Raw genomic sequence first — 12,561 nt, 5'->3', positions numbered from 1 at the left:
CCACCCTCTTTCTGTCGGCTGGGGCGCCCCCGCCCCGGTGGGGGGGGGGGGGGGGGGGGGGCGGGCCCCCCCCCCCCCCCCCACCACTGTCGCCTCGGTTTCCCGGCCCGGTCGTAGCGCCGGTGCAGATCGCCCACGTGCACGCCTACGGCCGGCGGGGCCAGGTTCCGCTGGCGCGCGTAGGAGCAGCCACACGTCCACAGCGGGCGCGAAAGCACAGATCGTCGGCACCGGCCACTTCGTCGTTGACGAATTGCCGGCGGCTGTCGTCCAGTAGCGGCGGCATTCCTGGCTGATCTGCGAGAACGGGATCCCGCGCCCGCGCGGCTCCCGTTCGGCGACGGTCGGATTGAGCAATGCAGAAGAAGATGAGGGTACCGGCCCGTACTATCTTTCCCCGGTGAGCATTGATCGGCTTGAAACGACGCCTTGTCGCGGGCCGCGTTCCGTGGTGAGCCCGAGGGGTCGGCGTACCGGGCCAGAAGGGCGAGCCTGAACGCCCTCGGCCCGTCGCTGGTGATCGTGCCTGCGTCGTACCGGATCGCGCTCCCGGCCGTGGTGTCCAGGTGCACGACGACGCCGATGGCCCAGGAGCGACTCGACGCGCCGAGCGGCGACGCGATCCGGGCACCGAGCCCGTTCGGCAGGGTCGCCGACCCTGCATGGGAGGAGAAGACCGGATGAGTGGTCCGCAGATCGTGTCCCGCGAGGACTGGCTGCGCGCGCGAATGGAGTTGCTCGCCAAGGAGAAGGCGCTCACCGACGCACGGGACGAAGTCTCGGCAGCTCGGCGGGCCCTGCCGATGACACCCGTCGAGAAGGACTACCGGTTTCGGTCCGCGTCGGGCGAGAAGAGCCTGCTCGACCTGTTCGAGGGGCGCCGGCAGCTCATCACGTACCACTTCATGTTCGATCCGAGCTGGGACGAGGGCTGCGTGAGCTGTTCGTTCCTCGTCGACAACGTGGCGCACCTCGGGCATCTGAATTCCCGCGACACGTCGTTCGCGGCCGTTTCCCGGGCGCCGGCGGAGAAGATCGAGAAGTTCAAGGCGCGAATGGGTTGGACGATCCCGTGGGTGTCCTCCTTCGGAACCGACTTCAACTACGACTTCAAGGTCACCGTGGACGAGTCCGTCGCCCCGGTCGAGTACAACTACAAAGACAAGGCGACGCTGGAGCGCGAGGGCCTGACCCACCACATGAGCGGTGAGCAGCACGGGCTGAGCGTCTTCTTCCGGGACGGCTCGAACGTCTTCCACACCTATTCCACGTACGGGCGAGGGCCGGACATCGTGCTCGGCACCTACAACTACCTCGACTTCACGCCGCTGGGCCGGCAGGAGGTCGGAACCGGAATCATGCTGTTCAAGCACCATGACAAGTACGAGTCGGCGGCGGACGGGCCCAGCTGCCACTGACCGGGTCGCTTCCGAACGGTTCGGGCTGGCTGATCCCGCCCGAACCTTCGACAGTGTCGGCCGCCTCCCGAGGAGAGTGTGTTCCGTGCAGGCATGCACGAACGTCGATGCATGCTGACGTTGCGGCTTCTCGGTCCGATGCAGGTGCGCAGCGACCTCAGCAGCTGTCCCGCCGCACTGACCCATCGATCGGGTGGTTACGTACTGGAGATGGACCCGGACGCTGTCGACGCGCACCGCTTCCAATCCCTGCTCGACCGTGCCCTGTCCGACCGCGATCCGGTGCGGGAGCGTGCGGAGCTGCTGAGGGCCGCACTCGACCTGTGGCGTGATCGTCCGTTGGCCGACCTCTCCGGCGAGTGGGTCGAGCAGGTGCGGGAGCAATGGCAGCAGAAGCGCATCATCGCGCTCACCTCCTGGGCGGCCGCGGCGGTGGAACTCAACACCCCGGAACTGGTGCTTCCCGAACTCCTCCAGGCCAGTGCCGAACATCCGCTGGTGGAGACCCTGGTGGCGGCGTTGATGCGGGCGTACGCCGCAGCCGGCCGGGGCGCGGAGGGCACTGTGCCACTACGCGGCGACCCGTCAATTGCTGGCGGAGCAACTGGGCACCGAGCCGGGACGGGAGCTTCAGACCCTGCACGGGAAGCTGCTGCGGGGCGACCTCGTGCCGGTGTCGTCCGGGTCGGCGCTGAGCCGCCCGCGGCAAGCCGAGCCGGAGGGGCTCGGCGGCGGTGCGGCCGACCAGGCTTTCGACGGACTCACCCGGCCGGCGCAGTTGCCGCGCGCTGGCGGCCCGGAACCGCAGCCTGCTCGTCACCCGGCGCATGGTGATCGTGTTGGACAACGCCCGTACCGCCGACCAGGTCCGCCCCCTGCTGCCCGCCGCCTCCCGGAGCGTGGTGCTGGTGACGAGCCGCGACTGTCGCACCGGCCTGGTGGCGGCCGCGGCTGCTCAGCCGCTCGCTCTCGGCCCGCTTCCGCCGCCGGCCGCGCGCGCTCTGCTGCGCTCGCGGCTCGGGAGCGGTCGCGGCACGACGACGGATGCGCTCGGTGACATCGTCGCCGCATGCGGCGGCCTTCCGCTCGCTCTGACGATCGCGGGCGCGCGCCTGGCAGGAGATCACGGTGCCGGCCGCCGCCAGCGTCGCCGGGATGTCCCCGGCGCAGGCGGAGCGGCGCTGACCACACTCGCCCGCCTGCACCTGATCGACGAGTCCGCGCCTGGACGTTTCCGGCAGCACGACGTTCTCCACCGGTACGCCACCGAACTGCTGCACGCGAGCGAGACCGCCGCCGAGCGGAGCGCCGCGCGTGACCGGCTGCTGGCGACGACCGGAGTCAACCGATTCCCTCAGAGCGCTCAAATGCCCGGTTCACCGGCTCTCGCGGCTGTCCCGAGCCACCTCCGCGCCGGGTGGGCCGGCAAGCGTTCGACATTCGTCTGATCCGTCCGTCCTCGCTCCATCTGACGGTGACCGGTCCCGCCGGACGTATCAAACGCGCCGCCAGGCGCTCCTGAACAACGTCACCGCGTCGGCCGGGTAGGCGACAACGCCGGGTCGGCGGTCCCTCGACGATGGGAGAGGCCTGTCATGGGCAACGTAGGAAGACGTGTCCGCCGCTCGGCGCTGGCCGTGCTCACCGGCACCGCGCTGGCCGCCCTGCTGGCGGTCACCATGGCCGCCGCCGCGCCGGGCGAGGCGCGGCAGGACAAGGCGGCAGCGGCCCGCACCGACGTCTACATCCGGGACGTCGCCGCTGACGTCGGCGTCCAGCCCCACTCGTACAACCCGCTGTGGGCCAGCCCCGACATCAAGGTCTGCCCGACCGCCGTCGAGTGCGCCGTCAGCCAGAACCCGATCGTCGGCGTCACCAACTACATCTTCATCAAGCTGCGTAACCCCGGCCCGTACGGCACCGGCACCAGCAGCGGCGTGCTGCGGGTCTACCGGACGACGCCGGGTGGTGGTGCCGTCTGGCCGACGCACTGGACCCAGATCGGCGCGATGAGCGTGACCGCCTTCGCCGGCACCACGACCGTGACGATCCCGTGGACCGGAGTGCCCGGGCCGGGCCACTTCTGCCTGCTGGCCAGGTGGGTGTCCGCCACCGATCCGATGACCTTCGAGGGGCCGGACATCAGCACCAACACCCGGAACAACAACAACATCGCCTGGCGCAACGTCGACTCGGTGCGGCTCGTCGCGGGCGGGACGCCGGTCGTGCGGCCGTTCGCCATCGGCAACTCGCTCCGGGTGGCGACCAAGAACGACCTGGTCTTCACGCAGCCGGGGGAGCCGATCCAGAACGTGGGCGGCCGGGTCGTCGTCGACCTCGGGCCGACTCTGTTCGAGCGGTGGCAGGCCGGCGGCAAGGTCGGCACCGGCGTACGCGAGGTCGGCAGGAACCAACTGGAGGTCGTCGAACCGGCGAAGGCCAGCCTCGGCAACCTGCTGCTGGAACCGGGTGAGCGGGTCGAGTTCTCCCTCACCTTCGCGGCCGCGGTCGCCTCGGACAAGGAGTTCGCGCTCGACGTGACCCAGTTCGGCCCGGACACGAGCGGGGCGGAACGGACCGACCTCGGTGGGGTGGAGTACCTGATCGGCGTCGGGCGGCAGTAGCCCGGCCACCAGCGGGGGTCGTGGGCCTGGGCAGCCCGCGGCCCCCGCGCGCTCGCCGGGACGGTCCGGGCGTCCCGGCGAGCGCCGCCGCCCCCGGGGGGACGGGGCCGGTCGCGGAGCCGTCGCGGGTGTTGGCGGCGGTGTTGGCGGCGGGTCAGCGCAGCGAGACCCAGGTGGTGGCCACCACGTAGCCGTCGGTGTGGGCGCGCAGCCGGACCGGGCCGGGCGGGGGAGCGCCCAGCGAGAAGAAGCCGACCGCATCGACCGGCGCCTCGGCGTACGTGCCCGAGGCGGTCTGCGCGGACACCCGCCCACCCCGGGGCGGGGAGAGTTGACCGACGATGCCGGCGTCGGACACCTCGATCTCCAGCGCCACCACGGCACTGCGGAACGACAGCGTGCGCGTCGACCCGGCCGACCGGGTCAGCGCCGGGGTCGTGTCGCACGCCGAGTCGAACATCAGCTCGGCGAGCGCCATCTCCTGGTCGACGTTTCGCCAGGCGAACGCCGCCCGCGCGGCGGTCAGGAACTCCTCCGGGACCGACCCGGTCTCCCGCAGCGCCGCACCCAGCTCGGCGGTCAGGGCCGCGTCATCGGCCGGCGGCAACGGCTCCATCGCGTTCACCTCCGTTCGTCCGGGTCGCGGTCGTGCCGAGGAACGGGGCGAGCGCCGGGCAGTCCCGTAGCCGCCGCAGGCATCGGGCCTGGGTCGGCCCGATGCTGCCGACCGGCACGCTCAGCCGTTCGGAGACCTCCCGGTAGCTGGCCGGCGGGTCGGCGGTCAACAGGGCCAGCAGTTGCTGGCAGCGCGGCGGCAGCTGCGCGAAGCCCTCCCGCAGTGCCTGCCGCCGCTCCGCGCGGAGCAGCTCCTCGTCCGGGGCCGCCACGTCCGTCGTGCGGGAGAAGCCATGGTACGCGTCCAGCGCTTCGTCGTAGGGGTCGAAGAGCTGGGTGCGGCGGCCGAGGCGGGACAGCCGGTAGCACTCGCGCCGGGCCGTGGTCGCCAACCAGGAGGCGAGGGCCTGCGGATCGCGTACCCGGCTCAGCTGCTCGACGAGACGCAGCCAGACGGTCTGGTTGACGTCGGCGGCGTCGGCGCGGCTCAGGTCGTACGACCGGATCACCGAGTAGACGAGCGGGGTGTACCGGTGGACCAGCTCCACCCACGCCGACTCGTCGCCGCCCGCCGCGGCGGTCACCAGGCCGGTCGTGCTCGGGTCGGTCACGGCGACGCCGTCCGTCGGCTGGTGCGGCACTGCGCCGCCACTCGCGACCGCTCGTTCCCGCCGCTGCCTCGCTGCGCCCACCGCCGGCCGGGACCACCACCGCACGGTGCTGCTGGTTCGTTCGCGGCCCGCCCGCTCATCCGACGAGCACGCCGTAGTCGGGGTGCCAGCGCGGCGCGGCGAGCAGCGTCAGCCGGGCCGCGTCGGCGCTCAGGCCGCCGGCGGTCATCAGCGCGGCGAGCCGACCGGAGACGTGTGCCGTGGCGAACGAGGTGCCCGCCCAGGCGGCGAAGCCGTGGAACACCCGGGTCGGCCGGCCCGGCAGCGGCAACTGCCCCTCGACGTACGTGCTGTGGCGCTCGCCGACCGCGCAGACGTCGACCCATGGCCCGTACCCGCTGTAGGTGGCCGGCACCACGCCACCGGCGCCCTGGCTGACCGCCGCCACCGCGACGACCCGGCCCAGCGCGGCGGGCCAGGTCGGCCGGCTGGTGCCGGCGTTGCCCGCCGCCGCGACCACGGCGCTCGTCGCGGGTAACGCGGCCACCGCGTTGGCCAGGGGCAGCGACGGTTGGTCGTCCTGGGTGAACCCGCCCAGGGACAGGTTGACCACGGACACCGCCGGCGCGAGTCGGGCCGTCGCGGCCACCACCGACGCCTCGTCGCCGACGCCGGTGGCGCTCAGCGCCTGCTCCGGATCGACCCGGACCCCCGGCGCGGCCTGCCGCACCACCCCGGCGACGAAGGTGCCGTGCCCGCCCTGCGGGGCGAGCACGTCGGTGTGCACGTAGAGCGGGTCCTCGTCGTCGACCTCCGGCAGGTACGCCCCGCCGAGCCACTGCGGGTGGTAGCCGCCGGCCTGCCGCCAGATGCCGGTGTCGCAGATCCCGACGGTCACTCCGGCGCCCTCACCCAGCCGGGCCGGGTCCGGCGGCGACAGCGCGGCGACCGTCGTGGGCGGGCCGCCCGGGTTGCCCATGATGTTGCCGAGGCCCAGCAGCACGTGGTGCGGCTGCACCTTCGGCGCCGGCTGCCCCGGCCACTGCTGGGGGTCGCGCAGTCTGGTCACGAGCGCGGGAACGTCGGTCTCCCGGTCGAAGAGCAGCCGGGTGACCCCGGCGAAGCCGTCGCCCACGACCACCACGTGGCCGAGGGCACGCAGCCGGGCGATGACCCGCTGGGCGTCGGCGTCGGCGGCGAGCAGCTGCCGTGGCCGGTAGAGGAACTCCCGGCCCGACGTGGTGTGCCGGCGGACGTTCTTGTCGGCGGCCAGCGCCTCGTCGAAGGCGCGCTGGTAGGCGGCGTCGTCCGCGCCGTCGGCGTGGGCCGGGGCGGCACGGGACCCGGCGGCGAACGACGCCGCGGCGGCCAGCGCGGACGCGGCCAGTAGCCGCCGTCGGGACAGTTGGCCGGCCGGGCGCGGCGCGGCGGGGTGGTCAGGCGACACGGGTCCTCCATGCGGTCGGCAGAAGCGTCCGCCAATGGCCGGCGTGAGCCACGTTTCCCGGGTGCCGTCGATTCTTCCAAAGCATAGGCGGATGTCAATGACGTTAAGGGCTGGTGCGGATTCCCGACAGGCCCGCGCAGACATTGACGGTCGGGCATCGGTTCGGGGACTCTTTGGGCATGCCCGACAGCACCGGTTCCGGTGCCGGCACGGCCCAGGCGGCGCTCGACGCCGTCCAGCGCTACCCGCGCGAGGCGATCGCGATCGCCCAGCGGGTGCTGGCCGCCGGGCCCGCGGCCGGGGCCGACGAGCGCTCCACCGCCGAGCGGGCCGTCGGTCTGGCCCTGCGGGAGCTCAACGACCTGCCCGGCGCGCTGCGCCACCTGCGCCGCGCGGTCCGGGCCGCCGGCACGCCCCGGACCCGGGCGCTGGCCCGGATGAGCCTGGGTTACGTGTTGGCCAACGCCGGTCACACCGCCGCGGCGCTGCGCGCGGTGACCGCCGCGCTGCCGCAGCTCGTCGGCGCCGACGCCGGACGGGCCCGGATGCAGCGGGGCGTGGTGCTGCACTACCGGGGCCGCTACGACGAGGCGGTACGCGACTACGGCCTGGCCGTCGACATCGCCCTGCGCGAGGGTGACCTGTTGCTGGAGGCGCGGGCGCGCAACAACCGGGGGCTGCTCAACGCCCACCGGGGCGCCGCCGGCGGCATCGACGACGACCTGTCCCGCGCGGCAGCCGCCTTCCAACGGCTGGGCCTGGACCTCGCGGCGGCCGACGCCCGCTGGAACCGCGGCATCGCAGCCGGCCAGCGTGGCGACATCGCCGGCGCGCTGCGCTGCTTCGCCGCCGTCGACGAGGAGTACCGGCGGCTCGCCGTACCCCGGCCGGCGCTGCTGCTGGACCGCGTCGAGCTGCTGCTGTCGGTGCCGCTGGTCGACGAGGCGGTGGTGGTCGCGACAGCGGCCGTCCGGGAACTGGGGCGCCGGGGCATGGCCTCCGACCTGGCCGAGGCGCTGCTGGCCCGGGCCCGCGCGGCGCTGCTCGCCGCGGACCTGGACACCGCGACCGAGGCCGCCGCCGCGGCCCGGGCCCGGTTCCGTCGCCAGGGCCGGCCCACCTGGGCCGCCTTCGCCCGGCACGTCGAGCTGCGCGCCGAGTACCGTCGCGGCACCCGCTCGGCGCGCCTGCTCACCGCCATGGCGCGTACCGCCGACCAGCTCGACGGCACCGGGTGGCCGGGGCCGGCGCTGACCACCCGGATCGAGGCCGGCCTGGTGGCCGCCGCGCTGGGGCGGCCGGGCCGGGCCCGGAACCTGCTGGCGGTGGCCGCCCGGGCCCGCCGTCGCGGCACCGCCGACCGACGGGCACAGGGCTGGTACGCCCTGGCCCTGTCGCGTCGGCTCGGCGGGGACGAGCCCGGGGCCGCCCGGGCGCTGCGCCGCGGGCTGGCCGTGCTCGACCGGCACCGGGTGTCGCTCGGCGCGACGGAGCTGCGTGCCCACAGCGGAGCGTACGGTCAGGAACTGGCGGCCGAGGGCCTCGACATCGCGGTCCGGGCGGGCGCGCCGGCGCGGGTTCTGGCGTGGGCGGAGCGGTGGCGGGCCAATGCGCTGCGGGCCCGGCCGGCCCGGCCCCCGGCCGACCCCGACCTGGTGGCGGCGCTCGCTGAGCTCCGACTGGTCAGCGGCCTGCTCGAAGACGAGGTGCTGGCCGGCCGCCCGGCAACCGCCCTGCGCGGCCGGCAGGCCCGGCTGGAGCAGCGCATCCGGGACCTGGCCCGGCGGGTGCCCGGTGGGGGCGTCGTGCTGGCCCCGCCGAGGGTGGGCGCGCTGGCCGCGCGGCTCGGCTCCCGGGTGCTGGTCGAGCTGGTCGCCCACGGCGACCGGATCCGGGCGGTGCTGGTCCGCGACGGCCGGGCCAGCCTGCACGACCTGGGCCCGCTCGCCGCCGCGGTGGACCTGGCCCGCCGGCACCGGTTCGCCCTGCGCCGGCTGGTCACCACCGGCGACGAGGCCGCCGCGCGGGCGGGGGCCGGCCACGCCGCGACCGCCCTGGACCGGCTGCTGTTCGCCCCGCTGCGGCCGCGGCTGGCCGACCGGGCCCTGGTGATCGTCCCGGTCGGGGCGCTGCACGCGGTGCCCTGGTCGGCGCTGCCCACCTGCGCGGGGCGTCCGGTGACCGTCGCCCCCTCGGCCACCGCCTGGCTCGGCGCGGACCGGCGGGAGCTGCCGATTGGGCCGCCGGTCCTGGCCGCCGGCCCGCGCCTGCCGGCCGGGCACCTCGAGGTGCGCCGGCTCGCCCAGGTCCTGCCCGGGGCGCGGCGGCTCACCGGGTCCGACGCCACCGCCGCGGCGTTGACCGCCGCGCTGGACGGGGCGGGGCTGGTGCACATCGCCGCCCACGGCACGTTCCGCGCGGACAACCCGCAGTTCTCCACCCTGGAACTGGCCGACGGGCCGCTGTTCGCCCACGAGTGGGAGGCGGTCGCCCGGCCGCCCGGCTGCGTGGTGCTCTCCGCCTGCGACTCCGGCCTGACCGGGCTGCGCCCCGGCGACGAGGTCATGGGGTTCACCGCGGTGCTCCTGGCGCTCGGCGCCCGGTGCCTGATCGCGACCGTGCTGCCCGTGCCGGCCGAGCCCACCACGGCACTGATGCTGGACCTGCACGCGCGGATGCGGGCGGGTGCCGGCCCGGCGCGAGCCCTCGCCGACGCGCAGCGGGCCTTCGGTGCGGCCGGCGACGGTCCCGCCCGGGCCACCGCGGCGGCGTTCGTCTGCTTCGGCGCCGGCTGACCGGAGCGGGAACGGTCGCTCGGCGGCGGCGGGAGCGTCGGCGATCCAGCCGAGCTGCTCCAGTCGGTCATGGGACGAGCTGCCGCAGCACGGTGGGGTCGGTGATCGTGTCGTCGGCGGCGAGCATGATCGCCTTCGACAGGATCGTCGAGAGCATCGGGTCGTCCTCGAACGGCAGGTGCAGCCGCCCGGTGCCGCCGCGTGCGGGGACGATGCACAGGTAGGCGTCGTGGGGCTCCATCATGATGTTGCCCGAGCCGAGGTGGATCCGGTAGCCGCGCATTGTCCCGCGTACGTGCAGGTACCGATCCGTGAGGGTGACCCGGTCGGCGATGGCCATGCGGGGGAGCAGCCGGGCCAGGGCGTCGCGGCGTACCTGCGCCGACGGGGCCAGCGGCCCGACGGCGGTGCGGTGCCAGTAGTCCCGGAACCGGTCCTCGCCGCGGTCGGCCCACTGCGGGTCGGTGGCGATCGAGGTGACGCCGACGAACAGGTCCACGTCCCGCATCGCCTCGGTGAACACCAGCGGCGGTACGTCCGCGACCGGTGCGGGTCGCCAGGTCGCGCCGTCGGATCGGGCGAAGCGCACCTGGTCGGTGGCGCAGTGGTGGACGTCGTGGTCGCCCGGGTCGTCGGTGTCGACGAGTTGGTGGTGGAAGGACGCCCGCCAGGCGCCACCGCCGAAGAGCTTCGTGGCTTCGCTGTCGTATCCGCCGTCCCACGTGCCCAGGTAACCGGCCTGCCAGCCGCGGGCGCGCATGAGCGCGTTCGCCTGGCGGTAGCGCAGGATGTGCCCGGCGAACCGGTTGGAGTAGGAGCCGGTCCGCTCCTCGGCCGGCGTGAGCAGGTAGACCTCGCGGAACGCCTGCTTGAACGGTTGCGTCAGGCCGGCGGCGAGCACCCGTTCCCGCCAGGCGAGGGTCTCGTCCACCCGAGCGCGGACGGGATGCCACAACCGGACCCGATCGCCGGGTACCGGTCGCCCGTCGAGACCGACGATCGTCCACCCGTCGCCGTCCCTGCGGGGCAGGCCCGCCGACCAGCGCCGCCCGTCGGTGCTGGTCTCCCAGAGCAGCCGCCGCCCGTACGTTCCGGTGATCGGGTGGTCCGGGAAGCGGGACACCCAGTCCGCATACGTCCAGGTGCGGTCCTCGGACAGCAGCGCCTCCACCCGCTGGCGTTCGGAGGTCAGCGTCGCGTTGACGCTCTTCACCAGGCCACGGAGCTGCCTCAGCTCGTCGGCGTGCGTCTCCTTGACCGCCGCCGGGACACCCTTGAGCGCGGTGCCGCCGCGCGCGAAGGTCAGGCGCGCCTTCTCGCCCTCGACCCGCACCGTCGCCTCGTACGGGCCGACTGGGGTCCGCCGGCATCCGTCGGAGTCGAGCCCGTGGTCGTCGACGGCGAGTTCCATCACCTCGCTGAGCGACCACCCGCGCAGGGTGCCGAGGTGCGCCAACGCGGTCTGCACCCGACTGCGTACCGCCTTGTTCTTTACCGTCACCGCGAGCCGCGCCAGGGTCCGCACCGGCGCCTCACCGGCGCGCTCCGCGAGCAGTCGCACGGCCGCGATCGCGGTGCGCTGGGCGTGCGGGAAACCGGACGCCTGGCGGGGCGCGGCCGAGGCGACGGCGGTGACCCCGGCCAGCAGGTCGGTCGCCGCCTCGTCCGACTCCCGCGACAGCGCCCAGGCCAGGCCACGCAGGAGACGGTCCGTGTCGTCGTGCACGGACCGGTGGTGGGCGACGAACGCCGCCAGGACCGCGTGGACCGCCTTCTTCCCGTCGGCGGCGCTCGCGAGGTGCCCGTCGAGGACGCGCAGCCACCGCGCCGGCGCCGCCGGCTTGTCGAGCGAGGCGCAGTGCGTCAGCAACTCGGCCACACCCGGGGCGGCCAGGACGTCACCCAGGCCGGCGCGGACGAGCGGACCGAACTCGTCCCCGTGGTGCAGCAACCAGGACGGCACGCGGCGACCGGTGGCGCGGTCGAGCGCCTCCCCGATCAGCGTGACGACCCGGCGTCGGGGACCGGCCGACGGGACGTGGCGCGTGGTGAGTTCGGCGAACAGGGCCGACAGCGCCGGCGCCAGATCGGCCAGGTCGGCGGGGGTCAGGTGCCCGGCGATCGTCGCCGGCAACTCCAGATGGGCGGCGTCGTCGTAGCCGTGCCCGCGCCCGGCCACCTCCAGGCACCACAGCAGATCCGCCCGGGTCCACTCGGGCCCACCGTCGGCGAGATTCCGCAGGACGTCGTTCAGTGCGGTCGGACTCGAACTGGTCGCCGCCTCCAGGTGCATGGCCAGTGCGGCGCGGCGACGAAGCTCGGCCGACCACGACTCGGTGACGGTCCACTCCGGCGTGCGGGTCACCGACGCGCCCCAGTAGTAGGTGGTCGTTCTCCCGATCACCGCCCGAATCCGGGCGTCCGCGTCGACCAGACCGGTCTCGACCCTCCGGCGGTCCGCCGCGCCCAGCGCGGGAAGCAGCCGCGCCCAGCCCCGCACGTCAGCCACCCACCAGGGGAACGAGCCGCACGAAGGCCACCTCGGGATCCGCGAGCAGGTCGATCTCCTCGTCGAGATCCTCGACCTGGTGGTCGCCCACCAGCAACACGAAGCCGTTGCGGGCGAAGGCGGCACACGCCGCGTCCGCCTGACGCTCCCAGTCCAGCCGCCGGCCCCGGCCGACCCGGTAGCCGTTCAACGTCGTCTCCGCGTCGGTCGGCCGCACCAGGCCCCGGAAGAGGTCCGCCTGGTCGGCGTTGAACCGCGCCACCTCCTCGCGTACCCGCAACCGGACCAGCTCCCGTGCGCGGATGCGCTCGGGCAAGCCGGTCAACGGCCACTGATCGATCGCCCTGCCCGTCGCTGTCTCGTCCCGAACCGTCACCGTGGCCATCGCGTCGTGCTCCTTGCCTTGAGGTGAGCGGGATCATGGCACGACGGTCCGACGGAACGACTCGTTCAGTCGCCCGGACACCAGGACCAGGAATCCCACGATCGGGCCACCCCACCGACCCGTGCTGACCGCCTCAGACGTCATGCAGCCCATGGAC

At 74.3% G+C, this 12,561-nt stretch carries 9 protein-coding genes and 1 pseudogene; 5 read left to right on the top strand and 5 right to left on the bottom strand.

Annotated features, from left to right (window positions below):
- Positions 1–680 precede the first annotated feature (680 nt).
- The 4 genes and pseudogenes from ACLQ2W_RS31125 (at position 681) to ACLQ2W_RS31110 (ending at position 4,042) form a co-directional block, all read left to right on the top strand.
- The gene (locus ACLQ2W_RS31125) at positions 681–1,418 is read left to right on the top strand and encodes a DUF899 domain-containing protein (RefSeq protein ID WP_425791107.1); all 738 of its coding nucleotides are present in this window, start codon (positions 681–683) and stop codon (positions 1,416–1,418) included.
- 93 nt (positions 1,419–1,511) lie between these two features.
- A pseudogene (locus ACLQ2W_RS31120) lies at positions 1,512–1,964 on the top strand (AfsR/SARP family transcriptional regulator); the annotation flags it as partial.
- Positions 1,965–2,245: 281 nt separating this feature from the next.
- Complete coding sequence (locus ACLQ2W_RS31115) at positions 2,246–2,866, top strand: hypothetical protein (RefSeq protein ID WP_425791105.1); 621 nt, start codon at positions 2,246–2,248, stop codon at positions 2,864–2,866.
- Between the two features lie 147 nt (positions 2,867–3,013).
- Positions 3,014–4,042, top strand: a complete 1,029-nt coding sequence (locus tag ACLQ2W_RS31110; protein WP_425791103.1) for a hypothetical protein — start codon at positions 3,014–3,016, stop codon at positions 4,040–4,042.
- A gap of 154 nt (positions 4,043–4,196) precedes the next feature.
- On the opposite strand, the gene ACLQ2W_RS31105 is transcribed toward ACLQ2W_RS31110, so the two are convergent.
- The 3 genes from ACLQ2W_RS31105 to ACLQ2W_RS31095 form a co-directional block, all read right to left on the bottom strand.
- Positions 4,197–4,658, bottom strand: coding sequence for a hypothetical protein (locus tag ACLQ2W_RS31105; RefSeq protein WP_425791101.1), 462 nt, complete (start codon positions 4,656–4,658; stop codon positions 4,197–4,199).
- A complete protein-coding gene (locus tag ACLQ2W_RS31100) occupies positions 4,633–5,268 on the bottom strand; it encodes an RNA polymerase sigma factor (RefSeq protein ID WP_425791099.1) in 636 nt (211 codons plus the stop codon). The genes ACLQ2W_RS31105 and ACLQ2W_RS31100 overlap by 26 nt, the downstream gene beginning before the upstream one ends.
- 136 nt (positions 5,269–5,404) lie before the next feature.
- On the bottom strand, positions 5,405–6,715 hold the full coding sequence (locus ACLQ2W_RS31095) for a S8 family peptidase (protein ID WP_425791097.1): 1,311 nt from the start codon (positions 6,713–6,715) through the stop codon (positions 5,405–5,407).
- Between the two features lie 179 nt (positions 6,716–6,894).
- Between ACLQ2W_RS31095 and ACLQ2W_RS31090 the strand changes: the two genes are divergently transcribed.
- Positions 6,895–9,510 carry a CHAT domain-containing protein gene (locus tag ACLQ2W_RS31090; RefSeq protein ID WP_425791095.1) on the top strand — a complete coding sequence of 872 codons (2,616 nt, stop codon included), beginning with the start codon at positions 6,895–6,897 and terminating at the stop codon, positions 9,508–9,510.
- A 67-nt stretch (positions 9,511–9,577) separates the two neighbouring features.
- Here the strand turns inward: ACLQ2W_RS31090 and ACLQ2W_RS31085 are convergent, their stop codons facing one another.
- The gene (locus tag ACLQ2W_RS31085) at positions 9,578–12,019 is read right to left on the bottom strand and encodes a DUF4132 domain-containing protein (protein WP_425791093.1); all 2,442 of its coding nucleotides are present in this window, start codon (positions 12,017–12,019) and stop codon (positions 9,578–9,580) included.
- On the bottom strand, positions 12,012–12,344 hold the full coding sequence (locus ACLQ2W_RS31080; RefSeq protein ID WP_425791091.1) for a hypothetical protein: 333 nt from the start codon (positions 12,342–12,344) through the stop codon (positions 12,012–12,014). The genes ACLQ2W_RS31085 and ACLQ2W_RS31080 overlap by 8 nt, the downstream gene beginning before the upstream one ends.
- Positions 12,345–12,561 lie beyond the last annotated feature (217 nt).

Origin of the sequence: Micromonospora sp. DT227, assembly GCF_049841835.1 — a bacterium.
Taxonomy (GTDB): domain Bacteria; phylum Actinomycetota; class Actinomycetes; order Mycobacteriales; family Micromonosporaceae; genus Micromonospora.
The sequence above is the reverse complement of the archived record's forward strand: the minus strand, read 5'-3'. Positions and strand labels throughout refer to the sequence as shown.

Coding starts and splice junctions, on each gene's coding strand:
- ACLQ2W_RS31105 (WP_425791101.1), bottom strand. CDS start 4,658: ATGGAGCCGTTGCCGCCGGCCGATGACGCGGCCCTGACCGCCGAGCTG.
- ACLQ2W_RS31125 (WP_425791107.1), top strand. CDS start 681: ATGAGTGGTCCGCAGATCGTGTCCCGCGAGGACTGGCTGCGCGCGCGA.
- ACLQ2W_RS31090 (WP_425791095.1), top strand. CDS start 6,895: ATGCCCGACAGCACCGGTTCCGGTGCCGGCACGGCCCAGGCGGCGCTC.
- ACLQ2W_RS31115 (WP_425791105.1), top strand. CDS start 2,246: ATGGTGATCGTGTTGGACAACGCCCGTACCGCCGACCAGGTCCGCCCC.
- ACLQ2W_RS31110 (WP_425791103.1), top strand. CDS start 3,014: ATGGGCAACGTAGGAAGACGTGTCCGCCGCTCGGCGCTGGCCGTGCTC.